The 26,665-nt window shown below is 68.9% G+C and carries 24 protein-coding genes; 17 read left to right on the top strand and 7 right to left on the bottom strand.

Features of this window, described 5'->3' with window-relative positions:
* Positions 1–149 precede the first annotated feature (149 nt).
* On the top strand, positions 150–2,225 hold the full coding sequence (locus MKL20_RS24280; RefSeq protein WP_244038825.1) for a M3 family metallopeptidase: 2,076 nt from the start codon (positions 150–152) through the stop codon (positions 2,223–2,225).
* A gap of 287 nt (positions 2,226–2,512) precedes the next feature.
* Positions 2,513–3,397 carry a hypothetical protein gene (locus MKL20_RS24275; protein WP_244038824.1) on the top strand — a complete coding sequence of 295 codons (885 nt, stop codon included), beginning with the start codon at positions 2,513–2,515 and terminating at the stop codon, positions 3,395–3,397.
* Between the two features lie 12 nt (positions 3,398–3,409).
* On the opposite strand, the gene MKL20_RS24270 is transcribed toward MKL20_RS24275, so the two are convergent.
* Positions 3,410–3,628, bottom strand: a complete 219-nt coding sequence (locus MKL20_RS24270) for a hypothetical protein (protein WP_243962572.1) — start codon at positions 3,626–3,628, stop codon at positions 3,410–3,412.
* Between the two features lie 223 nt (positions 3,629–3,851).
* Positions 3,852–4,244: a DUF2267 domain-containing protein gene (locus MKL20_RS24265; RefSeq protein WP_243962573.1), complete on the bottom strand. Its 393-nt coding sequence runs from the start codon at positions 4,242–4,244 to the stop codon at positions 3,852–3,854.
* A 301-nt stretch (positions 4,245–4,545) separates the two neighbouring features.
* Here MKL20_RS24265 and MKL20_RS24260 point away from each other — a divergent pair, with 301 nt between their 5' ends.
* The 10 genes from MKL20_RS24260 to MKL20_RS24215 all read left to right on the top strand — a co-directional run bounded on the left by MKL20_RS24260 (position 4,546) and on the right by MKL20_RS24215 (position 16,609).
* On the top strand, positions 4,546–5,145 hold the full coding sequence (locus tag MKL20_RS24260) for a cysteine hydrolase family protein (protein WP_244038823.1): 600 nt from the start codon (positions 4,546–4,548) through the stop codon (positions 5,143–5,145).
* 337 nt (positions 5,146–5,482) lie between these two features.
* Complete coding sequence (gene poxB / locus MKL20_RS24255; protein WP_244038822.1) at positions 5,483–7,213, top strand: ubiquinone-dependent pyruvate dehydrogenase; 1,731 nt, start codon at positions 5,483–5,485, stop codon at positions 7,211–7,213.
* Between the two features lie 66 nt (positions 7,214–7,279).
* Positions 7,280–8,023 carry a (Fe-S)-binding protein gene (locus MKL20_RS24250; protein WP_244038821.1) on the top strand — a complete coding sequence of 248 codons (744 nt, stop codon included), beginning with the start codon at positions 7,280–7,282 and terminating at the stop codon, positions 8,021–8,023.
* Entirely contained in the window at positions 8,020–9,618 is a 1,599-nt protein-coding gene (locus MKL20_RS24245; RefSeq protein WP_244038820.1) for a lactate utilization protein B, read from the top strand. The genes MKL20_RS24250 and MKL20_RS24245 overlap by 4 nt, the downstream gene beginning before the upstream one ends.
* Entirely contained in the window at positions 9,615–10,202 is a 588-nt protein-coding gene (locus tag MKL20_RS24240; protein WP_244038819.1) for a lactate utilization protein C, read from the top strand. The genes MKL20_RS24245 and MKL20_RS24240 overlap by 4 nt, the downstream gene beginning before the upstream one ends.
* 69 nt (positions 10,203–10,271) lie before the next feature.
* The gene (locus MKL20_RS24235) at positions 10,272–11,132 is read left to right on the top strand and encodes a transglutaminase-like domain-containing protein (protein WP_243946509.1); all 861 of its coding nucleotides are present in this window, start codon (positions 10,272–10,274) and stop codon (positions 11,130–11,132) included.
* 64 nt (positions 11,133–11,196) lie between these two features.
* On the top strand, positions 11,197–12,576 hold the full coding sequence (locus tag MKL20_RS24230) for an ethanolamine ammonia-lyase subunit EutB (RefSeq protein WP_244038818.1): 1,380 nt from the start codon (positions 11,197–11,199) through the stop codon (positions 12,574–12,576).
* Entirely contained in the window at positions 12,573–13,358 is a 786-nt protein-coding gene (gene eutC, locus MKL20_RS24225; RefSeq protein WP_244038817.1) for an ethanolamine ammonia-lyase subunit EutC, read from the top strand. Before MKL20_RS24230 ends, eutC begins: the two co-directional genes overlap by 4 nt.
* Before the next feature lie 631 nt (positions 13,359–13,989).
* Positions 13,990–15,720, top strand: coding sequence for a dihydroxy-acid dehydratase (ilvD, locus tag MKL20_RS24220; protein WP_244038816.1), 1,731 nt, complete (start codon positions 13,990–13,992; stop codon positions 15,718–15,720).
* Positions 15,707–16,609 carry a tetratricopeptide repeat protein gene (locus MKL20_RS24215; protein ID WP_244038815.1) on the top strand — a complete coding sequence of 301 codons (903 nt, stop codon included), beginning with the start codon at positions 15,707–15,709 and terminating at the stop codon, positions 16,607–16,609. The genes ilvD and MKL20_RS24215 overlap by 14 nt, the downstream gene beginning before the upstream one ends.
* Before the next feature lie 116 nt (positions 16,610–16,725).
* Here MKL20_RS24215 and MKL20_RS24210 read toward each other — a convergent pair whose 3' ends face one another.
* From MKL20_RS24210 to xth, 4 genes are all read right to left on the bottom strand, one after another.
* Positions 16,726–17,349, bottom strand: coding sequence for a glutathione S-transferase family protein (locus MKL20_RS24210; RefSeq protein ID WP_244038970.1), 624 nt, complete (start codon positions 17,347–17,349; stop codon positions 16,726–16,728).
* A 124-nt stretch (positions 17,350–17,473) separates the two neighbouring features.
* The gene (locus MKL20_RS24205) at positions 17,474–18,097 is read right to left on the bottom strand and encodes a glutathione S-transferase family protein (RefSeq protein WP_244038814.1); all 624 of its coding nucleotides are present in this window, start codon (positions 18,095–18,097) and stop codon (positions 17,474–17,476) included.
* A 143-nt stretch (positions 18,098–18,240) separates the two neighbouring features.
* On the bottom strand, positions 18,241–18,747 hold the full coding sequence (locus MKL20_RS24200) for a peptide deformylase (protein WP_244038813.1): 507 nt from the start codon (positions 18,745–18,747) through the stop codon (positions 18,241–18,243).
* Between the two features lie 413 nt (positions 18,748–19,160).
* Complete coding sequence (gene xth, locus MKL20_RS24195; RefSeq protein ID WP_244038812.1) at positions 19,161–19,955, bottom strand: exodeoxyribonuclease III; 795 nt, start codon at positions 19,953–19,955, stop codon at positions 19,161–19,163.
* Positions 19,956–20,057: 102 nt separating this feature from the next.
* Between xth and MKL20_RS24190 the strand changes: the two genes are divergently transcribed.
* From MKL20_RS24190 to glpX, 3 genes are all read left to right on the top strand, one after another.
* On the top strand, positions 20,058–20,738 hold the full coding sequence (locus MKL20_RS24190; protein WP_409568197.1) for a ceramidase domain-containing protein: 681 nt from the start codon (positions 20,058–20,060) through the stop codon (positions 20,736–20,738).
* Between the two features lie 98 nt (positions 20,739–20,836).
* Positions 20,837–22,153, top strand: coding sequence for a homoserine dehydrogenase (locus tag MKL20_RS24185; protein ID WP_244038811.1), 1,317 nt, complete (start codon positions 20,837–20,839; stop codon positions 22,151–22,153).
* A gap of 145 nt (positions 22,154–22,298) precedes the next feature.
* A complete protein-coding gene (gene glpX, locus MKL20_RS24180; RefSeq protein WP_243962595.1) occupies positions 22,299–23,282 on the top strand; it encodes a class II fructose-bisphosphatase in 984 nt (327 codons plus the stop codon).
* A 36-nt stretch (positions 23,283–23,318) separates the two neighbouring features.
* Here glpX and MKL20_RS24175 read toward each other — a convergent pair whose 3' ends face one another.
* On the bottom strand, positions 23,319–24,281 hold the full coding sequence (locus MKL20_RS24175; protein WP_244038810.1) for a L,D-transpeptidase: 963 nt from the start codon (positions 24,279–24,281) through the stop codon (positions 23,319–23,321).
* Positions 24,282–24,655: 374 nt separating this feature from the next.
* Here MKL20_RS24175 and MKL20_RS24170 point away from each other — a divergent pair, with 374 nt between their 5' ends.
* Together MKL20_RS24170 and MKL20_RS24165 are read left to right on the top strand one after the other, a co-directional pair.
* Positions 24,656–24,850 (top strand): hypothetical protein, encoded by a 195-nt coding sequence (locus tag MKL20_RS24170; RefSeq protein WP_244038809.1) that lies wholly within the window; start codon positions 24,656–24,658, stop codon positions 24,848–24,850.
* Between the two features lie 493 nt (positions 24,851–25,343).
* On the top strand, positions 25,344–26,588 hold the full coding sequence (locus tag MKL20_RS24165; RefSeq protein ID WP_244038808.1) for a nitrate/nitrite transporter: 1,245 nt from the start codon (positions 25,344–25,346) through the stop codon (positions 26,586–26,588).
* Positions 26,589–26,665 lie beyond the last annotated feature (77 nt).

Raw genomic sequence — 26,665 nt, 5'->3', positions numbered from 1 at the left:
ACGAACGGAACCGCATTCGGATCGCTCCAATCCGGTTGACGAGGCTTCCGATCGGGCCTCTGTCTTCCGTGAAAGGGCCGCGGACCCCACCTCGCGACCTCGAGAACGGGCCGAACTACCTGTCGGACCAACGCACCATTGAGGACCGAATGCCGGATGTCGCCGATGCCGGGCTCTCGAGCCTGCCGCAGGACAACCCCTTCCGCGACGCGCAGTGGAGCACGCCCCACGGCCTGCCGCCGTTCGAGCGCATCCAGCCGGAGCATTACATGCCGGCGTTCGAGGCGGCGCTCGCGGCCCATAACGCCGAGATCCAGGGGATCGCGTCCGACACGGCGCCTGCGACCTTCGCGAACACCGTCGCGGCGATGGAGCGGGCGGGCCAGGCCCTCGAGCGGGTGGCCGGCGTCTTCTACAACCTGACCGGCAGCCACACGAACCCGGAGCTGCAGGCGATCGAGCGGACGATCGGCCCAAAACTGTCCCGGCACGGCAGCGCCATCTACCTGAACCCGCAGCTCTGGGCGCGGATCTCGGCCGTCGATGCCGAGGCGGAGGGCCTCGGATCCGAAGAACGCCGGGTCCTCGACCGCTACCGCATCCGCTTCCGCCGCGCCGGCGCCGATCTCGCCCCGGCCGACAAGGCGCGCATCGCCGAGATCGCCGCCCGGATGTCGGAACTCGGAACCCAGTTCAGCCAGAACCTGCTGGCCGACGAGAGCAGCTTCACCCTGCCGCTGACCAGCGAGGACGATCTCGCCGGCCTGCCGCCGTTCCTGCGCGCCGCCGCCGAGAGCGCGGCTCGGGAGCGCGGGCTGGAGGGTCACGTCATCACCCTGTCGCGCTCGCTGATCGAGCCGTTCCTGGTGTTCTCGACCCGGCGCGATCTGCGCGAGAAGGCCTACGCGGCCTGGACGAAGCGCGGCGAGAATGGTGGCGCCACCGACAACCGGGCGATCATCGTCGAGATGGTCGGGCTGCGCGCCGAGCACGCGCGGCTGCTCGGCTTCGACAGCTTCGCGCATTTCAAGCTCGACGACACGATGGCGGCGAGCCCCGACGCCGCCATGGAATTGCTGCGGGATGTCTGGACCCCGGCCCGGGCGCGGGCGGGCGAGGAGCGCGAGCGGCTCCAGGCGCTGGTCCAGCAGGAGGGCCACAACTTCGCGCTCCAGGCGCATGATTGGCGCCACTACACCGAGAAGCTGCGGCGGGCCGAGCACGACCTCGATGAGAGCGAGGTCAAGGCGTACCTGCCTCTCGACCGGATGATCCAGGCGGCCTTCGACACGGCCTCGCGCCTGTTCGGGCTGACCTTCGAGGAGCTGTCCGACGTCCCGCGCTACCACCCGGACGTGCGCGTCTGGCGGGTCGGCAACCCGGACGGGTCCGAGGTCGGCCTGTTCCTCGGCGATTACTTCGCCCGGTCCTCGAAGCGCTCCGGTGCCTGGATGAGCGCATTCCGCTCGCAGGAGCGCCTGAACGGCACGGTCACGCCGGTCATCGTCAACGTGATGAACTTCGCCAAGGCCCCCGCCGGCGAGAGCGCGCTCCTGTCCTTCGACGATGCCCGCACCCTGTTCCACGAATTCGGCCACGCCCTGCATGGGCTTCTGTCGGACGTGACCTACCCGCTGCTCTCCGGGACATCGGTGTCGCGGGACTTCGTCGAGTTGCCCTCGCAGCTCTACGAGCATTGGCTGGAGCAGCCGGAGGTCCTGCAGGCCCATGCCCGCCACCACCGGACCGGCGAGCCGATGCCCGACACGCTGCTGCGCAAGCTGCTCGCGGCGCGCACCTTCAACCAGGGCTTCGCCACCGTCGAATACACCGCCTCGGCGATCGTCGACATGACCCTGCACCTCTCGTCGGGCGGCGAATCCGGCCTCGACGTGCCGGCCTTCGAGGCCGACGCCTTGCAGCGGATCGGCATGCCGGCCGAGATCAGCATGCGCCACAGGACGCCGCACTTCGCCCATATCTTCTCGGGCGACGGCTACGCCGCCGGCTATTACAGCTATCTCTGGTCCGAGGTGCTGGACGCCGACGCCTTCGACGCCTTCCGGGAGGCCGGCGACATCTTCGATCCGGAGACGGCGAAGCGCCTGCGCACCTTCGTGTACGGCGCCGGCAACCTGCGCGACCCGCGGGACGCCTACACGGCCTTCCGCGGCCGCATGCCGAGCATCGCGCCGCTGCTGAAGAAGCGGGGGCTTGCCGCTTAGGTTGTTTCGGGAAGGCACGGGCGGACCGATGATCTTGGTCCGGCCGCAGATGGCGCGGGTCCCCTCTCCCGTGCGGGAGAGGGACAGGGTGAGGGACCAGGTTCTTCCGGATAACGCGCATCCCTCACCCCAACCCTCTCCCGCACGGGAGAGGGGGTGCGTCGCGGTCTGGGAGAGGTGTTGCGCCGTATAACCCCTATCGCCAGTCCGGGTGCCGGTAAGGGTTTCGTAAACAAACGTCCTTAACGAACGCTTGCACAGATACCCTGCAGGCGGAGTTGGGGGCGATGACGAAGAGTGATGCCAAGCCGGCCCTCTCTCCCGAGGAACTGCTCAAGGCGGTCGTGGCCGGCAAGGGCGAGCCGAAGCCCGAGCCCGTCGCCGCGCCGGCGGCCCCGCGCTTCGCCATGCCGTCGCTCGCCGGGATCGACCTGCGGCGCTACGCGATTCCCGGTGCCGCCCTCGCGGTCGGGCTCGTGCTCGGGGCCGGCGTCGCCGCCCGTTCCGGATCTGGCGGCGTGCCGAACGATGCCGTCGTGGCGCTGAGCACCACCGTCGATGCCGGACGGACCGAGACCGCCCGGCTCGGCGCCGATATCGCACAGCTCCACCAAGTGCTGGCCGACCTGCGCGCCGCCACCGACACTGCCCGCAAGGAGGCCAGCAGCCGCAGCAGCGCGCTGGGCGAACGCCTGGCGCAGCTCGACAAGAACCTGAACGCCAAGACCGCCGCCCTGGGCGAGCGCCTCGAACAGGTCGAGCGCGAGCAGAGCGGCCGGATTGCCAACCTCGCCACCCAGATCGAGCGCCGCGCTGCCGCGGCACCGGTCGCAAAAGCCGAGCCTACCCAGACCGGAAGCCTCGCCGAGACGCGCAGCGTCGACGCGAAGGTCAGCGACGCGAAGGCTGCCGATCTGAAGAATGCAGAGGCGAAGGCCGCGGACGCGAAGCCGAAGCCCGTCGCGGCGGACAAGCCGCCGGTGATCGACGGCTGGGCGGTCCGCGATGTCTATGACGGCGCTGCGATCCTGGAAAACCGGCGGCGGCGCATCGTCGAGGTCGGGCCGGGCGACATGCTGCCGGGCGTCGGACGGGTCGAGGGCGTCGAGCGCCGCGGCCGCGAGTGGGTTGTGGTCACCCGCCAGGGCCTCGTGACACCCCAGCCCTGGTAGCGACAGGAGGGCTCAGCGCCCGTGGAAGGTGGCCGCGGCGAGTTCGTCGTTCGCGGTCGGGAAGCGCGGCTCGATCGTCAGCGGATCGGCCAGAGCCGCAGCGCGCTCGGCCCGGCGGCGACCGTGGCGCAGGGCGCGGGTCTGGGCGGCGCGGGTCGGGTGCAGAATCGCGGCAAGGAGCGCTTGGCCCTCGAACGCACTGTCCAGATTCTTGGCTTCGAAGACGGGCATGGCCGGCCTGCTTGAGTACGAACCGGTCATCCGCCGATGGCGCTGACCCGGATCGCATCCCGAATAACGGGGATCGCGGGGACGGGTTCCGCCAAGCTTTCGCGGCGAAACCACATTTTTACGATCGATCAGGTGCAGCCCGAAAACAGTGCGGCGGCACACGTGCCGCCCGCCCGAAATGCGTCCCGGAACGTGGTTCCGACCGTTCGGGACGCTGATCTCGTCAGACGAACTGGTTGAGGCCCGGGATCGAGCCGATGATCGGCCCCATCGCATCCTCGCCGACCTTCTCGCGGCCGAAGGCGAACAGCTCCTGACCGAGCGGCTGCATCTGGCCCATGGGCACGCCCGCCGCCATCAGCTTCTGACCGAGCGCCATCACCCCGCCGCCGCCCATCATCCCGCCCAGCATGCCCATCAAGCCGCCGCCGCCGCTCTCGCCGGCATTCGATTCGGCCACGAGCGCTTCGGAGCCCGGCAGGGCGGCCAGGAGCTGATTGACCTCGGTCTCGGGACCCTCCTTCTGCAGGAAAGCCAGGATGTGCCCGATGGCCGTCTGTGCCGTCGCGGCGTCGAGCCCGGTGCGGGCGGTGACGCGGGCGAGCAGTTCTTCCATGGCGCTGATCTCTTTGACGCTGATCTCTTCGGAACGTTTCCAGACGTCCTTCGACTCTGAGGCGCCGGAAATCAAGCGCGGGTCCCGACTTCCCTGGGAAACAGGGCTGCCGAGCCGTCAGTGGGTGCTAACCCCCGCAAGCGCAGGTCCGGCCTTGCGTCGCGCGGCGCTCCGTGGCCTCGTAGGCGGCGAAGCAGGACGGGTTTAAGGTCTGGTCCCCGGACGCTCCGGTACGGCGATTCTCGCGGCCATCGCGGGGCCTCTCCGGCGGATCGACCGCAGGCGCATTTGGGAGATACGGGTGAGCGATCTCAAGACCCTTCGCAGCCTGTCCGGGCTAAGCCCGGAGCCCGCCAGCCTGAAGAAGGCCGCGCTCATCCTCATCGACATCCAGAACACCTATCGCGACGGGGTGCTGCGCCTGGCCGGCGTCGAGCCGGCGGTCGCGCAGGCCAAGATCCTGCTGCGACGGGCGCGGGAGGCCGAAACGCCGGTGTTCCATATCCGGCACAATGCCGGGCCGGGTTCGCCCTTCGACATCACGGCGGCGAACGGGCAGATCTCCGAGGAGGTCGCGCCGCAGGACGGCGAGGCTGTGATCACCAAAGCCTTCCCCAGCGCCTTCGTGGGCACGGACCTGGAGGATCGGCTCAAGCGGGCCGGGGTCACCGACCTGATCCTGGCGGGCTTCATGACCCATATGTGCGTCAACTCGACGGCCCGCTCCGCCTTCAACCTCGGCTTCCAGCCGACCGTGGTCGCCTCCACCACCGCGACGCGGGATCTCCCGGCGCCGGACGGCTCGGTGGTGCCGGCGGCTCAGCTCCAGGCGGCCAGCCTGGCGGCGCTGAGCGACCTGTTCGCCGTGGTCGCCCGGGATGTCGACGCCGTTCGGCACTAGGGTGCCGGCCGAAGTTTTAGCTTCGGCGCGCGAACGTGTCGCCTCGCCCCGCTTGCGGGGAGAGGGCCGCGACGACCTCGTCGTCGGCGCGGCGAGGCGGCAGCCGAGGGTGAGGGGGCGGCTCAGGGCACGCGCCCCGTTCTGAGCCGCCCCCTCACCGCCGCTCCGGCTTCGCCTGCGCTTCCCGCACGGACGACGAGGTCCGTGCGGGCCTCACCCAGCAAGCGGGGCGAGGGGAACCCGCGCATTGTTTCGCGAAGTGTGCATCGCACCATGGATCGGCGGAACATCACCCGCGGCGCAGCGGTTCGGATCCGAAAATGCGGAGTGCCGAACCATGCGCATCGAGAACGTCGCCGATCTCATCGCCGAGACCCTTCAGGCAGCGGGCGTCGCCCGCGTCTACGGGGTGGTCGGCGACAGCCTGAACGGGATCACCGAGGCCCTGCGCGCCCGTGGGCGGATCGACTGGATCCACACCCGCCACGAGGAGGCTGCGGCCTTCGCGGCGAGCGCCGAGGCGCAGGTCACCGGCAAGCTCGCGGTCTGCGCCGGCTCCTGCGGCCCCGGCAACCTACACCTGATCAACGGCCTCTACGACGCGCATCGCAGCCGGACCCCGGTCCTGGCCATTGCCGCACAGATCCCCTCGGCCGAGATCGGTTCGGGCTATTTCCAGGAAACCCGGCCGACCGAGCTGTTCCGCGAATGCAGCCATTACTGCGAGCTGATCTCCGATCCGTCGCAGATGCCGTTCGTGCTGGAGAACGCGATCCGCGCCGCCGTGGGGGAGGGGGGCGTCGCCGTCATCGTCATCCCGGGCGACGTGGCGCTGCGTGATGCGCCCAAGCGGGCGCTCGCCCCCCATGCCGGGCTGATCCCGGCCAAGCCCGTTGTTCGCCCGGCCGATTCGGAGCTCGACGCCCTCGCGGCGCTGCTCAATGCCGGCAAGCGCGTGACCCTGCTCTGCGGGCGCGGCTGCGCCGGCGCGCATTCCGAGCTGCTGCAACTCGCCGAGGCGCTCAAGAGCCCGATCGTCCACGCGCTCGGCGGCAAGGAATTTGTTGAGTTCGACAATCCCTACGATGTCGGCATGACCGGCCTGATCGGCTACGCGTCCGGCTACGCCGCCATGATGGCCTGCGACACCCTGCTGATGCTGGGCACGGGCTTCCCCTACAAGCAGTTCTACCCGCAGGACGCCAAGATCGCCCAGGTCGACCTCCGCCCCTCCGAGCTCGGTCGCCGCTGCCGGATCGAGCACGGGCTGGTCGGCGATGTCGGCGCGACGATCCGGGCGCTGCTGCCCCGGCTCAAGCCCAAGGCCGACCGGTCCTTCCTCGATGCCAGCCTGAAACACTACGCCAAGGCCCGCACCGGCCTCGACGAGCTTGCCACCGGCAAGGCGGGCGGCCCGCTCCACCCGCAATATCTCGCCAAGACGATCAGCGAGGCGGCCGCGGACGACGCGATCTTCACCGCCGATGTCGGCACGCCGACCATCTGGGCGGCGCGCTACCTGGCGATGAACGGCAAAAGGCGCCTGCTCGGCTCCTGGGTCCACGGCTCGATGGCCAACGCCCTGTCGCAGGGCATCGGCGCCCAGGCCGCGGAGCCGAATCGGCAGGTGATCGCACTGTGCGGCGACGGCGGCTTCGCCATGCTGATGGGCGACTTCCTGACGCTCCGCCAGCACCGCCTGCCGCTGAAGGTCGTGGTGTTCAACAACGGCACCCTCGGCTTCGTCGAGCTGGAGATGAAGGCGGCGGGCTATCTCGAGACCGGCGTCGCCCTCGACAATCCGGACTTCGCCGCGATGTCCCGGGCCGCCGGCATCTTTGCGATTCGGGTCGAGGACCCGGCCGAGCTGCCGGGCGCCATGCGCGAGTTCCTGGCCTTCGACGGCCCCTCGCTTCTCGACGTCCGCACCGCCCGCAACGAGCTGTCGATGCCGCCCAAGATCGACGGGCAGCAGGTCAAGGGCTTCAGCCTGTACGTGCTGCGGGCCGTGATGGACGGGCGCGGTGACGCAGTTCTCGACCTCGCCAAAACCAACCTCATCCGGTAGACCTCCCTGGGTAATCTAGACCCGTTCCAGTGCAACGGCGCGGGCGATCCAGGGAGGTTCCGGACCATGCGGGTCGGCCTGTTCGTGCCGTGCTACGTCGACGCCTTCGAGCCGGAAGTCGGGATCGCCACGCTGGAATTGCTGGAGCGGGTCGGCTGCACTGTCGAGTACCCGTTCGACCAGACCTGCTGCGGCCAGCCCATGGCCAATACCGGCTGTCACGCCGAGGCCGCCGCCACCGAAGCCCTGTTCGTCAAGAACTTTTCGGATTTTGACTACGTGGTGGCGCCCTCGGGCTCCTGCGTGCATCAGGTGCGCGAGCACCTGACCGCGATCCCGTTGACGGAGGAGGTCAAGAAGGTCCGGGCCAGCACCTACGAGCTGGTCGAGTTCCTGCACGACGTTCTCAAGATCGAGGCGCTGCCCTGGGCCGAGTTCCCGCACAAGGTCGCCTATCACGGCAATTGCAATGCGCTGCGCGGTATCCACCACGCCCGGCCCTCCGAGATCGTGAAGCCGTATTTCTCAAAACCCCTCGACCTGCTCCGTCTGGTGAAGGGCGTCGAACTGGTGGACCTCGCCCGGCCCGACGAGTGCTGCGGCTTCGGCGGCACCTTCTCGGTGTTCGAGCCCGCGGTCTCGGCCAAGATGGGCTACGACAAGGTCGCCGATCAGAATCGGGCCGGGGCGCAATACGTGGTCTCGGCCGATTCCTCGTGCCTGATGCACCAGAAGGGCTGCGCCGAGCGCCTCGGGCTGCCGCTCCGGTACATCCACATCGCGCAAGTGCTGAATGGAGCCGCCGCATGAGCGTCGAGGACCTGAACCCGCGCGCCCGCGACGGCGTCATCCACCCCGAGGTCCGCGCCGCCGACGACGAGAGCGAGCGCGGCCAGGATGGTGGACGCCTCCAGCACGCCGAGGCCGCGACCAAACCGATCCGTGCGCCGAAGGTCCGGGAGGCTCAGCCCCGGGGCGCGAAGATCCGCGGCGATCGCCCGATCGACCAGGCCGAGGCCGCCGAGCGCTTCCTCGCCGCGCCGCTGCACCAGGCCGCCCATGACGAGCGCCTGTGGGACCTGCGCAAGAAGCGCGACGCGTCGGCCCACGGCATCCCGGAATGGGAGGAGCTGCGCGAGCTGGCCTCCGCCATCAAGGCGCACACGCTCACCCATCTCGATCAGTATCTCGAGCAATTCGAAGCCGCCGCGAAGGCCAACGGCGTGCAGGTCCACTGGGCCGCGGACGGCGCCGACCACAACCGCATCGTCCTGGAGATCCTGCGCAGCCGCGGCGCCGAGACCCTGGTGAAGTCGAAGTCGATGCTCACCGAGGAATGCGGCTTCCGCCATCACATGGCGGCCAACGGCATCGAGATCATCGAGACCGACCTCGGCGAGCGCATTCAGCAGCTCGACAACGAGGAGCCGAGCCACATCGTGGCCCCGGCGGTCCACAAGACCCGCATGGACGTGGCCGAAGTTTTTTCGCGGACGCTCGGTACGGATCCCGACAACGACGACGCACACTACCTCGCAGAAAGCCAGCGCGAGACGACCCGGCCCTACATCCTGAAAGCCGATGCCGGCATGACCGGCTGCAACTTCGCCATCGCGGAGACCGGCACGGTCGTCACCTGCACCAACGAGGGCAACGCCGACCTCTCCGGCAACGTCCCGCCGCTGCAGATCCATTCGATCGGCATCGAGAAGATCATCCCCAAGGTCGAGCATCTCGGGGTGTTCATCCGGCTGCTGTCGCGCTCGGCTTTGGGCTCGCCGATCACCCAGTACACCTCGCATTTCCGCGGACCCCGTGCGGGCACCGAGATGCACATGGTGCTGGTCGATAACGGCCGCTCGGCCCGGCTCGGGCTGGAGGAATTCTGGACCTCGCTCAAATGCATCCGCTGCGGCGCCTGCATGAACACCTGCCCAGTCTACCGGCGCTCGGGCGGGCTCTCCTACGGGGCGACCTATTCCGGGCCGATCGGTCTGATCATCGACCCGACCTTCAACAAGCGGAAATACTCGACCCTGCCGTTCTCCTCGACGATGAACGGCTCCTGCACCAACGTCTGCCCTGTGAAGATCAACATCCACGAGCAGATCTTTGCCTGGCGCAAGGTGCTGGTCGAGGAGCATCACATCCCGGCGCTCAAGCAGGGGATGATGAAGGCCGCGGGCGCGGTCCTGTCCCGGCCGGCCGCCTACCGGGCGGCGATCGGGGCTGCGGATTCGGCCTTGAAGGTCCTGCCGCGCTTCGCGGTCTACAACCCACTCAACACCTGGGGGAAGAAGCGCGAGATGCCCGACGCGCCGCGCCAGACCTTCCACGCCTGGTACAAGCAGAACCGGATGCAGAAGGCGGCCAAGGACGCCACCGTGAAGGACGCCGCCCGATGAGCGCCCGCGCGGGCATCCTGGCGGCGCTCAAGGCCAACCGTCCGGCGGGCGATTACCCGCTGCCGGACGTGCCGACCTTCGTGCCGCTGGTCGGCGACGATCTCGTCGAGGAGTTCGGCGAGCGGCTGAAGCGCATGGGCGGCCGCATCGAAGACGGCCGCACCGGCGACCCCCTGGCCGGCGTCCAGGAGCGTCTGGCCGAGGCCAAGGTGATCGCCTCCGCGGTCCCGGAGATCGCGGGTAACCGCGACCTGCGGGCGGTGCGCTACCCGCAGGAGGTCGAGGATGTCGACGTTGCGGTGGTGCGCGCGGTGTTCGGCATCGCCGAGACCGGATCGGTGCTGTTCACCGAAGGCGAGCTGATCGTGAACGCGGTCGCCTACCTGGCCCAGCACCTGATCGTGCTGCTCGATCCCGCCGACATTTTGCCGAACGTGCAGGCGGCCTACAAGCGCCCTGAATTCGGCTGCTCCGCCTACGCGGTGCTACATACCGGCCCCTCGGCCACGGCCGATATCGAGGGCGTGCTGATCCACGGGGCGCAGGGCGTGCGCTCGCTGACGGTGCTGCTCATGCCGCGCTGACCGGGAACCGCGATCGGGCGCGCCGCTTGCTTGGGCAGCGATCATCTCGTCGCCCGGCAAGGAGATCCGATGCGCTATACCCTCGGTTGCAGCCTATCCTACAATATACTCTCGGACACGACCTTCATCTTCAACCTGGAGGTCGCCAAGCTGAGAAGCGTCGAGATCCTCAGCGAGAGCCTGGTGCTCACGCCGAACCTGAAGCGCGACCTCTACACCACGCCCGACCTGCTCAACCGCTATCTCGGCGTCAACGTGCCGATGGGCCAGTTCGCGCTCGAGTATAATGCGGAGGTCGATCTGACCGTCCACCGGGCCGACCCGGCGACCATCAACGAGACCCCGATCGGGGTGCTCCCCCTCGACATCCTGCCGTTCCTGCTGCCGAGCCGGTTCGTCTCGTCCGACCGGCTGACGCCGTTCGCGCAGGCCGAGTTCGGCGCGCTGCCCAAGGGCCACAGCCGCGTGAACGAGATCTGCAACTGGATCCACGACCACATCACCTACCAGCCCGGCACCAGCGACGGCGAGACTACGGCCGACGAGTCGCTGCTGAAGCGCGCCGGCGTCTGCCGCGACTTCGCGCATATCGGCACCGCCTTCTGCCGGGCACTCGGCATCCCGGCCCGGTTCGTGAGCTGCTACGCCCACGGCCTCGTGCCGAGCGATTTCCACGCGGTGTTCGAGGCCTATCTCGACGGGCGCTGGTGGCTGTTCGACGCCACCCGCCAGGCCGATCTCGACGGGCTGGTCCGGATCGGCGTCGGCCGCGACGCCGCCGAGATCGCCTTCTCGACGCCGTTCGGCAACATGCAGCCGGTCAACCAGCAGGTCCGGATCCAGCGCTCGGACGGGCAGGGCAGCCCGATGCCCCGCACGGTCGACGCGATCTCCACCGAGGTCCCGGCGCCGAACGCCGGTGCCGCCTGACCGGACAGCCGCACCGGATCACGCTATCCTGTGATCCTCGGAAGCAAGGACGGGGTGAAACCGCATGGCCTACCGCCACGTCGTCGGCCCGCGCACCCACGTCTTCGCCGATCTCGCCACCTTGATGGCCAAGGCGACGCCGGTGCGCTCCGGCGACCGGCTCGCCGGCATCGCGGCCGAATCCGCCGAGGAGAACGCGGCGGCGCGCTGGTGTCTCGCCGAGGTGCCGCTTTCCGAGATCCTGGCCCGGCCGCTGATCCCCTACGAGCAGGACGACGTTACCCGGCTGATCCTCGACACGCACGACGCCGCCGCCTTCAAAGAGATCGCCCCTCTGACGGTCGGCGATTTCCGCGAGTTTCTGCTGACCGCCACCCCGGAGGTGCTCTCCCGGATCGCCCCCGGCGTCACGCCGGAGATCGCCGCGGCCGTCTCAAAGATCATGCGCAATCAGGACCTGATCTCGGTGGCCCGCAAGGTCCGCGTGGTCACCCGCTTCCGCAACACGATCGGGCTCCCCGGTACGCTCGCGGTGCGGTTGCAGCCGAACCACCCCACCGATGATCCGAAGGGCATCACCGCGGCGATCCTCGATGGGCTCACCCTCGGCTGCGGCGACGCGGTGATCGGCATCAACCCGGCTTCCGATTCTGTCCAGGCGCTCGGCGACCTGCTCCAGCTTCTCGACGGGCTGATCCAGAAGCACGCCATTCCCACGCAGGCCTGCGTGCTCACCCACGTCACCACCACGCTCGCCGCCATGGAGCGTGGGCTGCCCGTCGACCTCGTGTTCCAGTCGATTGCCGGCACCGAAAAGGCGAACGCCGGCTTCGGGGTGACGCTCCCCCTGCTCAAGGAGGCCTACGAGGCGGCCCTGGCGCTCAAGCGCGGCCCGCTCGGCGACAACTGCATGTATTTCGAGACCGGCCAGGGCTCGGCGCTGTCGGCGGATGCCCATCACGGCATCGACCAGCAGACCCTGGAGGCCCGGGCCTACGCGGTCGCCCGGCCGTTCCGGCCGCTCCTCGTCAACACCGTCGTCGGCTTCATCGGGCCCGAATACCTCTACGACGGCAAGGAGATCATCCGGGCCGGGCTGGAGGACCATTTCTGCGGCAAGCTGATGGGCGTGCCGCTGGGCGTCGACGTTTGCTACACCAACCATGCCGAGGCCGATCAGGACGACATGGACACGCTGCTGACACTGCTCGGCGCGGCCGGCTGCACCTACGTCATGGGCGTCCCGGGGGCCGACGACGTGATGCTCAATTACCAATCCACGTCGTTCCACGATTCCCTCTACCTGCGCGAGGTTTTGGGCCTGAAGCGCGCCCCCGAATTCGAGGCCTGGCTCCACGGCATCGGCCTGACCGACGCGGCCGGTGCCCTGCTGCCGGGTTCAGGCGCCCCGCTGCTCTCAGCGGCGCCGGACCTGGCCGCGTGAGCGACCCCGGGGAGATCTGGGCGCGACTCGCCGGGCTGACGCCGGCCCGGATCGGGCTCGGCCGCGCCGGCAGCGGCTTGCCGACCCGGGAGGTGCTGCGCTTCGGCCTCGACCACGCTCAGGCCCGGGACGCCGTGCACGCGCCGATGGATGCGGAGGCGCTGGCCGGCGCCATCGCGGAACTCGGCCTCACCACGATCCCGGTGGCCTCACAGGCCCCCGACCGGGCGACGTACCTGCGCCGCCCCGATCTCGGCCGCCGCCTCGATCCGGAAAACCTTGCCAAGCTTCAAGCCGCAGTCGAACCGGCCGACCTCGCTATCGTGGTGGCCGATGGGCTTTCGGCCCGGGCGGTGCACGAGAACGCGGCGCCGCTGCTGAAGGCGTTCAAGCCCCTGGCGGAGAAATCCGGCTGGCGCCTCGCTCCCGTGGTGATCGCCAGTCAGGCCCGCGTGGCGCTCGGCGACGCGATCGGCGAGGCCCTGAAGGCCCGGGCGGTGGCGGTGCTGATCGGCGAGCGGCCCGGCCTGTCCTCACCGGACAGCCTCGGCATCTACCTGACCTTCGGGCCGCAGGTCGGCCGCTCGGATGCAGAGCGCAATTGCATCTCGAACGTGCGAACGGCCGGCCTCACACATGAGAAAGCAGCGTTCAAGCTGCACTGGCTGCTCGCCCGCGCACTGACCCTGGGCTTGAGCGGCGTGACGCTGAAGGACGAGAGCGACCGTGCGCTGGAAACCGGTGGTGCGTCGGCCGCTTTGCCGGAGCCGGGCGGCGGCTGAACGGGGGCACGTGTTTCGTGCTCTGTGCCGAACGGAGTATCGGCTCAGTCATGTGGATAGCAGTTTAAGGTCCATGTCTGCGGTCCGGAGATTGTCATCGACACCCGATCCATCACCCCCGTCATCCCGGGGCCGCGGAGCGGAGCCCGGGATCCAGAAACGCAAGCAATTCAGTACCTTGCACCGCCGGCGGCTCCGGATTCCGGGCTCGCCTGCACTGTCTCAGAATGAAAACGGAGCGTTCTGAGCGGCAGGGCTCCGGCGATACCGCTCGTCTGTGAGCCTTAGAAGCGGTGTCGATTAAGCCTAATTGGCCCGGTCATGCGGCCGAACGATTATCCTTAACCTAATCTCGCGCCGGCAATCGACCCCAAGCGTGGCTGTGGCGGGGTCGCAACACCGTAAAACGATCCCGGGTCTGCCCCGAGACCTGCCCGCAAACGCCGCGATCCCGCCATAGTCCGAGCCCACCTCAACATCCGCGGTAAACGGCAAGTTCGACAACGATTTACCGTTTCGAAACGAGGATTTCCCGAGCACGCGGACGGCCCCCACGGCGCATCGCGAACGGCGACGCGCCGCGGTCTCCTGCACCCTCGGGACTGGCGGCGCGAAGGCTTGGTTCGGGTTGATGGACACGCGTTTGAACGACAAGTCGAAGCTGCCCAGCCGTCACGTCACGGAGGGTCCGGACCGCGCTCCGCATCGCTCGTATCTCTACGCGATGGGCCTGACCCGGGAGCAGATCCACCAGCCGCTGGTGGGTGTCGCCTCCTGCTGGAACGAGGCCGCGCCCTGCAACATCTCGCTGATGCGCCAGGCGCAGGCGGTGAAGAAGGGCGTCGCCGCCGCCCACGGCACGCCGCGCGAATTCTGCACCATCACGGTCACCGACGGCATCGCCATGGGCCATGGCGGCATGCGCGCCTCGCTGCCGTCGCGTGAGGTCATCGCCGACTCGGTCGAGCTGACCATGCGCGGCCACGCCTACGACGCCCTCGTGGGCCTCGCCGGCTGCGACAAGTCGCTGCCCGGCATGATGATGGCGATGGTGCGCCTCAACGTCCCGTCGATCTTCATCTACGGCGGCTCGATCCTGCCCGGCTCGTTCCGCGGCAAGCCGGTCACCGTCCAGGACCTGTTCGAGGCGGTCGGCAAGGTCGCGGTCGGCGACATGAGCCTGGAAGACCTCGACGAGCTGGAGCAGGTGGCCTGCCCGTCAGCCGGCGCCTGCGGCGCGCAGTTCACCGCCAACACCATGGCGACCGTCTCCGAGGCGATCGGCCTGGCGCTGCCCTACTCGGCCGGCGCCCCGGCGCCCTACGAGATCCGGGACAAGTTCTGCGCCACCGCCGGCGAGAAGGTGATGGAGCTGCTGGCCAAGCAGATCCGCCCGCGCGACATCGTCACCCGCAAGGCGCTCGAGAACGCCGCCACCGTGGTGGCCGCCTCCGGCGGCTCGACCAACGCGGCCCTGCACCTGCCGGCGATCGCCCATGAATGCGGCATCGAGTTCACGCTGTTCGACGTCGCCGAGATTTTCCGGCGCACGCCCTACATCGCCGACCTCAAGCCCGGCGGGCGCTACGTCGCCAAGGACATGTTCGAGGTCGGCGGCATCCCGCTGCTGATGAAGACCCTGCTCGACCACGGCTTCATGCACGGCGACTGCCTGACGGTCACCGGCCGCACCATTGCGGAGAACATGGACCGGGTGACCTGGAACCCGGACCAGGACGTGGTCTACCCGGCCAACCGCCCGATCACCCCGACCGGCGGCGTCGTCGGCCTCAAGGGCAACCTCGCCCCCGAGGGCGCGATCGTGAAGGTCGCCGGCATGCCGGCCGAGAAACAGGTCTTCACCGGCCCGGCCCGGGTGTTCGATGGCGAGGAGGCCTGCTTCGAGGCGGTGCAGTCGCGGACCTACAAGGAAGGCGACGTCCTCGTCATCCGCTACGAGGGTCCGCGCGGCGGCCCCGGCATGCGCGAGATGCTGTCCACGACCGCGGCCCTCTACGGCCAGGGCATGGGCGACAAGGTCGCTCTGATCACGGACGGGCGCTTCTCCGGCGCGACCCGTGGCTTCTGCGTCGGCCATGTCGGCCCCGAGGCGGCGGTGGGCGGCCCGATCGGCCTGATCCGCGACGGCGACATCATCACCCTGGACGCGATCCAGGGCACGCTCAACGTCGCCCTGTCGGACGAGGAGTTGGCCGAGCGCCGCAAGGCGTGGGCGCCCCGGACCAACACCGCGACCTCCGGCTACCTGTGGAAATACGCGCAGGGCGTCGGCCCGGCGCTGTACGGCGCCGTGACCCATCCGGGCGGCGCCAAGGAGATGGAGAGCTATGCGGACGTCTAGGACTGACCTCAGCCGGCGCAGGGCGCCGGCCGGGGCCGATCCCGGTCGGTCCCGCCTGATTGCCAGAATCGCGGCGTCCGCTGGCGTCTTGATCCTGCTCGCCCTGCCCACGGAGGCGCCGCGCGCGCTCGACGCCAGCGTCCGCACGCCGGTGCAGGTGCCGGTGGCGGACAAGAGCTATCGCTCGGCCAAGGACGCGCTGCGCGCCGGCGTGCGCGAGTACAATGCCGGCGACAAGCAGGGCGCCGCCCGCGCCCTCGAATACGCCGCCGGGCAGGGCCATGCCCTGGCCCTGTGGAAGCTCGGCCGGATGTACGCCGAGGGCGACGGCGTGCCCCATGACGACCTGAAGGCGTTCGAGTTCTTCTCCCGGATCGCCGATGCCAGCACCGACGACGGTCCCGATCCGCAGAATTCGGCGGTGACCGGCAGCGCGTTCACGGCGCTCGGTACCTACTTCCTGGAAGGGATCAAGGGCACCTATGTGCGCCCGAACCCCGAGCGCGCCTACGACATGTTCAACTACGCGGCTTCGTATTACGGCGAGCCCAACGCGCAGTACAACCTCGCCCGGCTCTACCTTGACGGCACCGGCGTCGAGGCCGACCCCCGCCAGGCGGCCCGCTGGTTCAACCTGGCGGCCGAGAAGGGCCACCATCCGGCGCAGGCGCTGCTCGGCGACATGCTCCTGAACGGACTGGGCGGCGTGCCGATCCAGCGCGTGAAGGGCCTGATGTGGCTCTCGCTCGCCCGCGAGGGCGCGGAGGGCCGCAAGGACGATTGGATCGTGGCGCTCTACGAGAAGAACTGGGCGGCCGCCAACGAGGATGACCGGGCCGAGGCCCAGAGCCAGCTCCAGACCGTCGGCTCGATCCGGCGGCGGCACTAGACCACGATGCAGAAAAGCGGATTCCGGTTTTCCGAAAGCATCACGCGATAACGAAGGTCGAGACCATGCCGCTGTTTTCCCGAAACAGCGGCATGGTTTGACGCCGCCGGTCGGGATCAGCCCTTCTTGGCGTCCTGCGCGGCCTTGAACGACGGGCGCGCCAGGGTCTCGGCGACGTAGGCCGACAGCTTCGGCCAGCGGCCGGCATCGACATGCGCGTCGGCCAAGTGGAAGTTGTAGAAACCCGTGGCGATCGAGATGTCGGCGATGCCGAACGCGTCGCCGACGAGGTACGGCCCCGAGATCTGCCGCTCCAGATAGTCGAACAGCGGCGGCAGATCCTCGTTGAGCGCCTTCGTGACCGCGGCCTCGTCGGTGGGCTTGCCCATCATGTTGGGCTTCAGGACCCGCTCGACGAACGGCACGACCAGCTTCCCGAACAGCTCCGTGTCGCCGAACTTGTCGAACCAGATCGCGCGGCCGAGCGCCTGCGGGTCGGACGGGACCAGGGCCGGGGTCGGATGCTTACGCTCCAGGTACCAGAGGATCGCCGAGGAATCGGCGAGCTTGAAGCCGCCATCTTCGATCGCCGGAATCTTACCCAGGGGGCTGGCCGCCTGGAAGTCCTGGTCGGGCGCGTGGAACATCACCGGTCTGTGCTCGAAGGGCACGTTCTTCTCGGTGAGCGAGACCAGGACCTTGCGGACGTAGGGCGAGTAACCGGTACCGTAGACGATCATCATAACTCCATCGGGGCAGGGACCGCGGTCTGTCGATCCGCCGGTCCATGACGATGGAGATAGGGCCGATTGTCGGTCTGCCGACCAGGCCGCACTCACCGGTCCGTGATGAGGCCGCGCGGGCTCACCAGGCCGGGGCCGCGATTGCCGTGACGAAGGACGGTCGGTCGAGGGTCAGGGCGACCCAGCCGGCGAGCTTCGGCCAGCGCGCCGCATCGACCTCGACCTTCGCGAGCCGGAGATTGTGGAACGGCGACGCCACCGCGATGTCGGCGATCCCGAAGGCATCGCCGACGAGGAACGGACCGGTGATCTGCGTTTCGAGATAATCGAACAGGAGCGGCAGGTTCTGGTCGAGCGCCTGCTGCGCCAACGCCTCGTCGCCCGGCACCTTGAAGATCCGCGGCTTCAGGAAGCGCTCCGCGAACACGACCGAAAGTCTCCGGTCGAGCTCGATCTCGCCGAACTTGTCGAACCAGCGGGCGCGGGCGGCACCCTGCGCATCGGCCGGGATCAGTGCGGGCTGCGGGTACAGGCGCTCGAGGTAGTCGAGGATCGCGCTGGAATCGGCCAGCCGAAAGCCGTCGTGGTCGATCGCCGGGATCTTGCCCACGGGGCTTGCCGCCCGGAACGCGGCATCCTCCGCCTGCGGCGACACCGGCCGATGCTCGTACCGGATGCCCTTCTCGGCCAGAGCCACGAGGACCTTCCGTACGAAGGGCGAGATGCTGGTGCCGTAGACGATCATGGTCGAGTCCCCCGAAAGCTCGGCGGCTTCCTAGACCTGTTGCCGATCGCGTTGCAATCGGCGGCGCGTCCAAGCCTTCGATCGCTCATGTTTGCTTGCGCAGCGCCGAGATTGACTTCGGCAGCGCGCGATTTGGCGATCGCTTACAGGGACGAAGCCAATTTCAGCTTCTCGAAGCGCTTGAGCAGACGATCCCGCTTCAATCGCGACAGGCGGTCGATCCAGAAGACGCCGTCGAGCTGATCAATCTCATGCTGGACGACGGCGGCCTCGAAGCCGTCCACCTCCTCCTCGTGGGTTGCTCCGTCGAGGTCGCGATAGCCGAACCGGATGCGGGCGGCCCGGGTGATCCGCTCCCGCACGCCCGGCATGCTGACGCTGCCCTCGTCATGGACCGCCGTGTCGGGGGACGCCCAGAGGATTTTTGGGTTCACGAAGACGCGCAGATCCTCGTCCGGCGACAGCCTGATGACCATGACGCGCTCGCAGATGCCGATATGCGGTGCCGTCAGTCCGATGGCGCTCGCGGCCAGGAGAGTGTCTGCCACATCGTCGGCGAGGGCCTTCAGGCCGGGCCCGAACGCATCGGTCGGGGCTGCCGGAAGCGAGAGCCGGGGATCAGGGAACAGGACGAGGGAGTGGGCCGGCATGGTCGATTGATTCACCTGCGACGGTGCGGGATGCCTTGTCCTCCACCGGAGCGGGGGGGCGCCGTCAACCGGCAAGATGGGCGGGATGTCTTCGGCCGATGTCGGAAGGCGGTTCTCAGCAACAGGTATCCCAATCCCTGCCCTCATCCTGAGGCGCCGGGCGATCGAAGATCGGCTGGCCTCGAAGGAGCCCTCCAGGGGTCGCGGAGCTGTCTGGAGGGCTCCTTCGAGGCCCGCTTGCGCGGGCACCTCAGGATGAGGTCGAGGGTCGGAAAAGCGGATCAAACCGGCTTTGAAAACGAGTTTCGGGGAAGCCTCCCACGTGGGATGACGGTAGCAACGTCCAGAAAGCCGTCTGTCCGCCGCCAAACCCAAGGGGCGTGACCAAAGCTCATGCGATGAGGCTTTCGACCCTACCCCGCCGTCAGCTCCACCGTCACCGGCACGTGGTCGGACGGCTTGTCGAGGCCGCGCAGATGCTTCTGCACGGCGGCCGAGACTAGCCGGTCGGCGGCTTGGGGGGAGAGCAGCAGGTGGTCGATGCGGATGCCCGCGTTCCGCTGCCAGCAGCCGGCTTGGTAGTCCCAGAAGGTGTAGAGCCCGTCGCGCGGGTCGCAGGCGCGCAGGCCGTCGGTGTAGCCCTCGGCCAGGAGCGCGCGGAACGCCGCCCGGGTGCTGGGCAGGAACAGCGCGTCGGAGCGCCACGCCTCCGGGTCTGCCGCATCGGCGGGTTCGGGGATGACGTTGTAGTCGCCCGCCAGCACCACGGCGTTCTCGTCCTCCATGAGGGCGCGGGCGTGGAGCCGCAGCCGTTCCATGAAGGCGAGCTTGTAGGGGTATTTCGGGCTGTCCACCGGGTTGCCGTTCGGCAGGTAGATCGAGGCCACCCGCACCGGCTTGGTGTCGGCGCCGGAGATCAGCGCCTCGATGTAGCGGGACTGCTCGTCGGACGCGTCCCCCGGCAGGCCACGGCGGATCTCGGTCATCGCCAGCGGCGCCCGCACCAGCATCGCCACGCCGTTATAGGCCTTCTGGCCCAGGGTCTCGACCGCGTAGCCGGCGCTTTCGACCTCGGCGCGGGGGAACGCGTCGTCCTGGCACTTCAGCTCCTGCAGGCAGACCACGTCGGGTTTTGCCTCGTCGAGGAAGCCCAGCAGATGCGGCAGCCGCTGCTTGATCGAGTTGACGTTCCAGGTGGTAATCCGCATCGCCTCGCTTCCGCTCGCCGTCCGGTCGTCATCCGCGCTTCGCGCCGCGCTGACAAGGCCATGGCGGCGCAAGATCGGGGCGGTATGGGCGCCAGGATGACGATGGGGTGGTTCGAGCCGGTCATGGCCTATTGCGAGCGGACCGGGCCGGAGGTCTGGGCCGAGCCGGTCAACGCGGCCTCCAACCTGGCCTTCCTGCTGGCCGCCGCCGCCTCGGCGCGTCGAGCCCGCGCGGTTGAGCCGCCGGATCGCGCTTGCCTGGGTCTGGCCGGGCTGATCGCCGTCGTCGGAATCGGCTCGTTCCTGTTCCACACCCTGGCGGTGACCTGGGCGATGTATGCCGACATCATCCCGATCACGCTGTTCATCGTCGCCTATCTGGCGCTGGCGCTGCACCGCTTCCTGAAGCTGCCCCGTCTCCGGGTCGAGGCGGCCACCGCGGGCTTCGTCCTGTTCAGCTTCACGCTGGTGCCGACCCTCGACGGGCTGACCGGAGCCGACATCTCCGCCCTCACCAACGGCTCGATCGATTACCTGCCGGCGGCCCTGGCCCTGTTTACCGTGGCCGTGCTCGATCGCCCGGAGACGCGCTTCGTCGGCACCGGGCGACGGCTCACCGAGATCGGCGTGCTGTTCCTCGTCTCGCTCACCGCGCGCACCCTGGACCGCAGCGTCTGCGCGGTGCTGCCGATGGGCACGCACGCGCTCTGGCATGTTCTGAACGCCCTGGTGCTCTACGCGCTCGTTGCCACGGCCATCCGGCACCGCGTAGTCGCGGGCTGAGCGGGACAGCGGTTTTCTTGCGGGCCGGATGGAATTCTTGCACAGATGCGCCGCATCGGGGGCCCGGCCTCAAGCGGGCGCCCGGCACGGAAGGAATCATGACAGTGAGCTACCGCATCGGCGTCGCCGGCCTCGGCACCGTCGGCGCGTCCGTCGTCCGGATGATCGCCCGCCGCCGTGACACCCTGACCGCCTCCGGCCTCGACATTCGCGTCGCCGCGGTGTCGTCCCGCGACCGGACCCGCGACCGCGGCCTCGATCTCGCCGGTGTCACCTGGTTCGACGATCCGGTGGCGCTGGCGCGCTCGGGCGAGGTCGATTGCGTGGTCGAGCTGATCGGCGGCGCCGAGGGGCCGGCCAAGGACGTGGTCGAGGCGGCGCTCCAGGCCGGCAAGACGGTGGTGACCGCCAACAAGGCCCTGCTCGCCCGCCACGGCGCGGCGCTGGCGGCGCTCGCCGAGGCGAACGGCGTGGCACTCGCCTACGAGGCCGCGGTGGCCGGCGGCATCCCGGTGATCAAGACCCTGCGCGAGGGCCTGCCCGGCAACGCCGTCGCCCGCGTCTACGGGATCCTCAACGGTACCTGCAACTACATCCTCAGCCGCATGGAGCGCGAGGGCCTGACCTTCGAAGCCTGCCTCAAGGATGCGCAGGCATTGGGCTATGCCGAGGCCGACCCGACCTTCGACGTCGAGGGTTTCGACACCGCCCACAAGCTCGCGATCCTGACGAGCCTCGCCTACGGCACCACCATCGACGCCGATGGCGTGTCGGTGGAGGGTATCTCCCGCGTGCAGCCCCTCGATCTGCGCATGGCCGACGAGCTCGGCTATCGGATCAAGCTGCTCGGCGTCGCCCAGGCCTCGGAGGCCGGCATCGAGCAGCGCGTCCACCCGACCATGGTGCCGAAATCCTCCGCCATCGCCCAGGTGATGGGCGTGACCAACGCGGTGACCATTGACGCCGACGCCGTCGGCGAGCTGACCCTGATCGGCCCGGGCGCCGGCGGCGAGGCGACCGCCTCCGCGGTGGTGGCCGACATCGCCGACGTGGCCCGGGGCATCGTCCGCCCGACCTTCGGGGTGCCGGCTTCGGCGATGCGCGCCAGCGAGCGGGTCGAGATGCAGCGCCACGAGGGCGGCTACTACATCCGCCTCACCGTGCACGACCGTCCGGGCGTCGCCGCCGGCGTCGCCCAGCGCATGGCCGACCGGGAAATCTCCCTGGAGAGCATCCTGCAGCGCCGCACCGAGGGCGCTGGGACCGATCCGCGCGGGCGCTCGGGACGGCCGGTGCCGCTCGTGCTCATCACCTACGCGGCCACCGAGGGCAGCATCCGGGCCGCCCTCGACGCGATCGACGCCGATGGGCTGCTCGCCGAGCCGCCGCAGGTCATCCGCATCGAGCGTGAATAAGCGTGCACAATGTCGCGCCACGTGCCGCAATTTTGATGCAGGATAAGTGATATTTTTGCGGCGTGCGTAGACTGACAGGTGTTGGTCGACGACGAACGCGCCGGGATCCGACCATAAGATCGGCCCGGGACACAGGCAGGAAACGATGGCCGTGCCCCCCAAGTCCGAACCGCGCGGCGTGCCGCGCACGCTCGCCCTCGAACTCGCCCGCGTCACAGAGCGGGCCGCCATCGCGGCGGCGCGGCTGCGCGGCATGGGCGACGAGAAGGCGGCCGACCAGGCTGCGGTCGACGCGATGCGCGACGAGCTCAACGGCCTGCCGATCCGCGGCACCGTGGTGATCGGGGAGGGCGAGCGCGACGAGGCGCCGATGCTGTTCATCGGCGAGCAGCTCGGGCGCGGCGAGGGGCCCGAGGTCGACATCGCGGTCGATCCCCTGGAGGGCACGACGCTCTGCGCCAAGGACATGCCCGGCGCCATCGCGGTGATGGCGATGGCCGAGCGCGGCTCGCTGCTGGCCGCCCCCGACGTCTACATGCAGAAGATCGCGATCGGTCCGGGCTACAAGCCGGGCCTGGTCGATCTCGACGCCAGCCCCGCCGACAACATCGCCGCGCTCGCCCGGGCCAAGGGCGTCGAGCCCGATCAGATCACGGCGCTGATCCTCGACCGCCCCCGCCACGCCGCCCTGATCGCCGACGTGCGCGCCGCTGGCGCCGCGGTCCGGCTGATCTCGGACGGCGACATCGCCGGCATCATCTTCACGGCAAGTCCCGCCGAGACCGGCATCGACATCTATCTCGGCACCGGCGCCGCCCCCGAGGGCGTCCTGGCCGCCGCGGCCATGCGGTGCATCGGCGGCCAGATGCAGGGGCGGCTGATCCTCGATACGCCCGAGCGCCGTCGCCGCGCCGCCGAGATGGGCATCGACGACTACAACCGGAAATACGATCTGGTCGATCTCGCCAGCGGTGACGTGATCGTGGCCGCCACCGGCGTTACAGACGGAGCGCTGCTGCGCGGCGTCCGGTTCCGGCCCGACCGGATCCAGACCGAGACGGTGGTCTACCGCTCGGAAGCTGGGACGGTCCGACGGATTCTGGGTGAGCACCGCCGCGGCGTGGCCTGACGGCGCTCCCGAAGTCTTAAACCAAGTCCCAAAAAATCAGTTCAGGACGACGACCTTGCTGCCGACATTGACGCGGCTGAACAGGTCGATCGCGTCCTGGTTGATCATCCGGATGCAGCCCGAGGACACGCTCTTGCCGATCGAGAATGGCTCGAGGGTGCCGTGGATGCGGAACAGCGTGTCCTTGTTGCCCTGCCAGAGATACATGGCGCGCGCGCCCAGCGGGTTGCGCAGGCCGCCTTCGACGCCCAGCCCGCTCTGGAGCTTGTCGACCTCGCTGGCGAGCTTCGGGCTGCGGGCGATCATCTCCTTGGGCGGGTACCAATCCGGCCAGGCCTGCTTGGAATTGACCGTCGCGGTCCCGGACCACGAAAAGCCCTGCTTGCCGACGCCGACGCCGTAGCGGCGGGCGCGACCACCCGTCTCGACCAGGGTGAGCTGGTGGGCGCGCGGGTCGACGATGATCGTGCCCGGCTCGTAGGGGCCGTTATAGGCGATCTCCTGACGGAGGAAGGCCGGGTTCATCTTCTTGTAGTTGAAGGCCTGGATCGGGAACACGTCGTCCGGGATCGGTCCGTAGGCCTTGGCGTAGTCGATCGGCCCTTCATCGGGGGTGCGGAGCACGGCCTTCGCCTTGGCGGCCTCGATCGGCGAGAGACCCTCGGCCGGGGGCGCTCCGGCAGCGCGCCGGGGCGGCGCGGTCGGGTCATCATATTCCAGCGCGTAGACCGGGGCGGCCTGCGGTGCTGGGGCAGCCTGCGGCGCTTGGGCTGCCGGCGGGGCGGCGCGGACCACCGGGGCGCGGCCGGTATAGGGCAGGTAGCGGTCGCCGCGGCGCACGTAGAAGGCACCGTTCTGGTCCTGGTAGAGCTGGCCGTCGTCACCGAGCCCGTCGATGCCGGACTCGGCCACCGGGCCGCGGCCCTGGGCGTGGGCTGTCGAGGCAAGCGCGAGGACGGTGAAGCCAGCCAGGACGAGGCGGCGGATCGGGGCGGACATGGTTCGGTTTTCCCTGGATGGCGCGGCGTCACCGAAAGCGTGCGGCGGCGCGCGATCGAGCAGGCCGGCACGAATACAGGGCCAAGCTCATCCCAGGCCTTAGCAAAGATCGTGCGGTATCGCCAAGTTGCGTGAGTCCCCTACGGTCGAAGTCTGATGATGCGGTTGGTACTTCTCTTCGCCTGTGTTGCCTTCGTGCCTCAACCGACGGCCCGCCCGTTCACCCTGCCGCGCGATCATGCGGGACGGCCCCGGTTCCCGGCCAACATGGCCTTGCGCCGACCCTCAACGCAAGGTTGATGGCGCTGACCGGCATCTCCGCCGGGCGAGAGGTTCTGGCCGTGCGCGCAAGCGTTTTACGAGGCGCTGCCATCTTGGCTGTCGCCCTGGTGCTCGGCCCGCCCGCGCAGGCGCGCCGGGCCACCACCGCAGAGCCGCCCAAGGTTGCCGAGCCGGCCGGAACCTGGACCTCCGGCACCCAGCCCGACCGCGATTGCGGCCGCGCCCGCCGCAAGTTCTGGCTGCCGCAGGAAGGCTGGATCGTCCGCACCGTCGTGTCGTGCCGGTGATGGGGACGCTTATTGGGAGCGCCCGATTCCCAAGCAGTGCTGCCCGGATCACGGGCAATCCCGCTGCCGGACGAGATCAGGTTTGAAGGCAGGCCGCGCCGTCTCGCGAAGGTGAGAGGCTTGATGAGACTTTGACTGATCATCCCACCCGCCATCTCAAGATGAAGGAGGGAGTGGGATATGCGCGGCACTGGTTGCCGCCCGTCTCGTCATTGCGAGCGCAGCGAAGCAACCCAGGGAAACGCTACGTTCGGATATCGCGCGCCGCCCTGGGTTGCATCGCTGCGCTCGCAATGACGGCGTGGGTCGATCGGAGGCCGTGATCGTCGCCACTCCGATCCCCTAGAAGCTGGCACGCATGCTGCATTGCCCACTGCGCCGCGCTCGATGCTGCGGCGGAGCAACGGCGCTCCAAACAGCGGACGGTGTGAGTCCGGATCCCCGGCATGAGCGACCGCGTGACGGTTCGCCTCTCATAAGACGAGCACCACCTATGGCCAGCTTCAAGACGGTGATGAAGTCGGGGCACCCCCCGACGCTGTTCGCGGCATTCCTCTACTTCGATTTCTGCTTCGCCATCTGGGTCCTGAACGGGGCCATGGGCCCGTTCATCACCGAGACCTACAAGCTGACGCCGGCGCAGACCGGCTTCATGATCTCGCTGCCGATCCTCGCCGGGGCGCTGATGCGCTTCCCGCTCGGAATCCTGGCCCAGTATATCGGCCGCAAGAACGCCGCCATCACCGAGATGACGGTGATCATGCTGGCGATGGCATACGGATACTTCGTGGTCTCGTCGTACAACGACGTGCTCGCCATGGGCGTGCTGCTCGGCATCGCCGGCGCCTCGTTCGGCGTAGCTTTGTCCCTCGGGTCGGGCTGGTTCCCGCCGGAGCACAAGGGCCTGGCGATGGGCATCGCGGGTGCCGGCAACTCGGGCACCGTGCTCGCCGTGCTGTTCGCCCCGCCGCTGGCGCAGGCCTATGGCTGGCAGACCACCTACGCCTTCGCAGGCGTGGTGATGCTGATTCCGCTCGCGGTCATGATCGTGTTCGCCAAGGAGCCGCCGGACAACGCCCACCAGTCCTTCAAGGAGCACATCTCCTGCCTGTTCACCAAGGACGGCTGGGCGTTCTCGCTGATCTACGTCATCACCTTCGGGGGCTTCGTCGGCCTGTCGAATTTCCTGCCGACCTTCTTCTACGAGCAGTTCTCGGTGACCAAGGTCGAGGCGGGTCGGCTGACCATGCTGGCGGCCTTCATGGGCTCGGGCATCCGGATCGTCGGCGGCTACTTCGCCGACCGGATGGGCGGGATCGCGGTCCTGTCGGTGGTGCTGCTCGCCGCGATTGCGACCTTCCTGTCGCTGATGGCGACGCCCTCGCTCGCCGTGACCACGCTGCTGTTCATGCTCTGCTTCGCGGCGCTCGGCGCCGGCAACGGTGCGCTGTTCCAGCTCGTGCCCCTGCGCTGGCCGGCCAACACCGCCGTTGCCGGCTCGATGATCGGCGAGGTCGGAGCCTTGGGCGGCGCGATCCTGCCGAACGTCATGGGCCTGTCGAAGCAGTATACCGGCTCGTTTTCCACGGGCTTCATCGGCTACGCGGTGTTCACCGCCGCGGTGCTGGGCTGCCTGATGCTGTGGCAGCGCAAGTGGGTCGGCAGCTGGGTCGGCCCGCGCGGCAAGGCGCTGGGCACCGAGACGGAGACCGGACAGCTGCAGCCGGCAGCGGTCTGAAGACGCCCGTTACAGGGCCGGTTCCACCGCGAGCGGGGGACCGGCCCGGGGGAGGCGATCACCCTCAGGAGATCGGC

Source organism: Methylobacterium sp. E-066 (assembly GCF_022829635.1).
Classification (GTDB): domain Bacteria; phylum Pseudomonadota; class Alphaproteobacteria; order Rhizobiales; family Beijerinckiaceae; genus Methylobacterium.
This window is presented reverse-complemented; position numbering and strand designations above follow the sequence as displayed.

Coding starts and splice junctions, on each gene's coding strand:
- xth (WP_244038812.1), bottom strand. CDS start 19,955: ATGCGGATTACCACCTGGAACGTCAACTCGATCAAGCAGCGGCTGCCG.
- MKL20_RS24240 (WP_244038819.1), top strand. CDS start 9,615: ATGAGCGCCCGCGCGGGCATCCTGGCGGCGCTCAAGGCCAACCGTCCG.
- ilvD (WP_244038816.1), top strand. CDS start 13,990: ATGGACACGCGTTTGAACGACAAGTCGAAGCTGCCCAGCCGTCACGTC.
- MKL20_RS24250 (WP_244038821.1), top strand. CDS start 7,280: ATGCGGGTCGGCCTGTTCGTGCCGTGCTACGTCGACGCCTTCGAGCCG.
- MKL20_RS24215 (WP_244038815.1), top strand. CDS start 15,707: ATGCGGACGTCTAGGACTGACCTCAGCCGGCGCAGGGCGCCGGCCGGG.
- MKL20_RS24235 (WP_243946509.1), top strand. CDS start 10,272: ATGCGCTATACCCTCGGTTGCAGCCTATCCTACAATATACTCTCGGAC.
- MKL20_RS24205 (WP_244038814.1), bottom strand. CDS start 18,097: ATGATCGTCTACGGCACCAGCATCTCGCCCTTCGTACGGAAGGTCCTC.
- glpX (WP_243962595.1), top strand. CDS start 22,299: ATGGCCGTGCCCCCCAAGTCCGAACCGCGCGGCGTGCCGCGCACGCTC.
- MKL20_RS24275 (WP_244038824.1), top strand. CDS start 2,513: ATGACGAAGAGTGATGCCAAGCCGGCCCTCTCTCCCGAGGAACTGCTC.
- MKL20_RS24230 (WP_244038818.1), top strand. CDS start 11,197: ATGGCCTACCGCCACGTCGTCGGCCCGCGCACCCACGTCTTCGCCGAT.
- MKL20_RS24265 (WP_243962573.1), bottom strand. CDS start 4,244: ATGGAAGAACTGCTCGCCCGCGTCACCGCCCGCACCGGGCTCGACGCC.
- MKL20_RS24245 (WP_244038820.1), top strand. CDS start 8,020: ATGAGCGTCGAGGACCTGAACCCGCGCGCCCGCGACGGCGTCATCCAC.
- MKL20_RS24165 (WP_244038808.1), top strand. CDS start 25,344: ATGGCCAGCTTCAAGACGGTGATGAAGTCGGGGCACCCCCCGACGCTG.
- MKL20_RS24270 (WP_243962572.1), bottom strand. CDS start 3,628: ATGCCCGTCTTCGAAGCCAAGAATCTGGACAGTGCGTTCGAGGGCCAA.
- MKL20_RS24280 (WP_244038825.1), top strand. CDS start 150: ATGCCGGATGTCGCCGATGCCGGGCTCTCGAGCCTGCCGCAGGACAAC.
- MKL20_RS24190 (WP_409568197.1), top strand. CDS start 20,058: ATGGGGTGGTTCGAGCCGGTCATGGCCTATTGCGAGCGGACCGGGCCG.
- MKL20_RS24210 (WP_244038970.1), bottom strand. CDS start 17,349: ATGATCGTCTACGGTACCGGTTACTCGCCCTACGTCCGCAAGGTCCTG.
- MKL20_RS24175 (WP_244038810.1), bottom strand. CDS start 24,281: ATGTCCGCCCCGATCCGCCGCCTCGTCCTGGCTGGCTTCACCGTCCTC.
- MKL20_RS24185 (WP_244038811.1), top strand. CDS start 20,837: ATGACAGTGAGCTACCGCATCGGCGTCGCCGGCCTCGGCACCGTCGGC.
- MKL20_RS24200 (WP_244038813.1), bottom strand. CDS start 18,747: ATGCCGGCCCACTCCCTCGTCCTGTTCCCTGATCCCCGGCTCTCGCTT.
- poxB (WP_244038822.1), top strand. CDS start 5,483: ATGCGCATCGAGAACGTCGCCGATCTCATCGCCGAGACCCTTCAGGCA.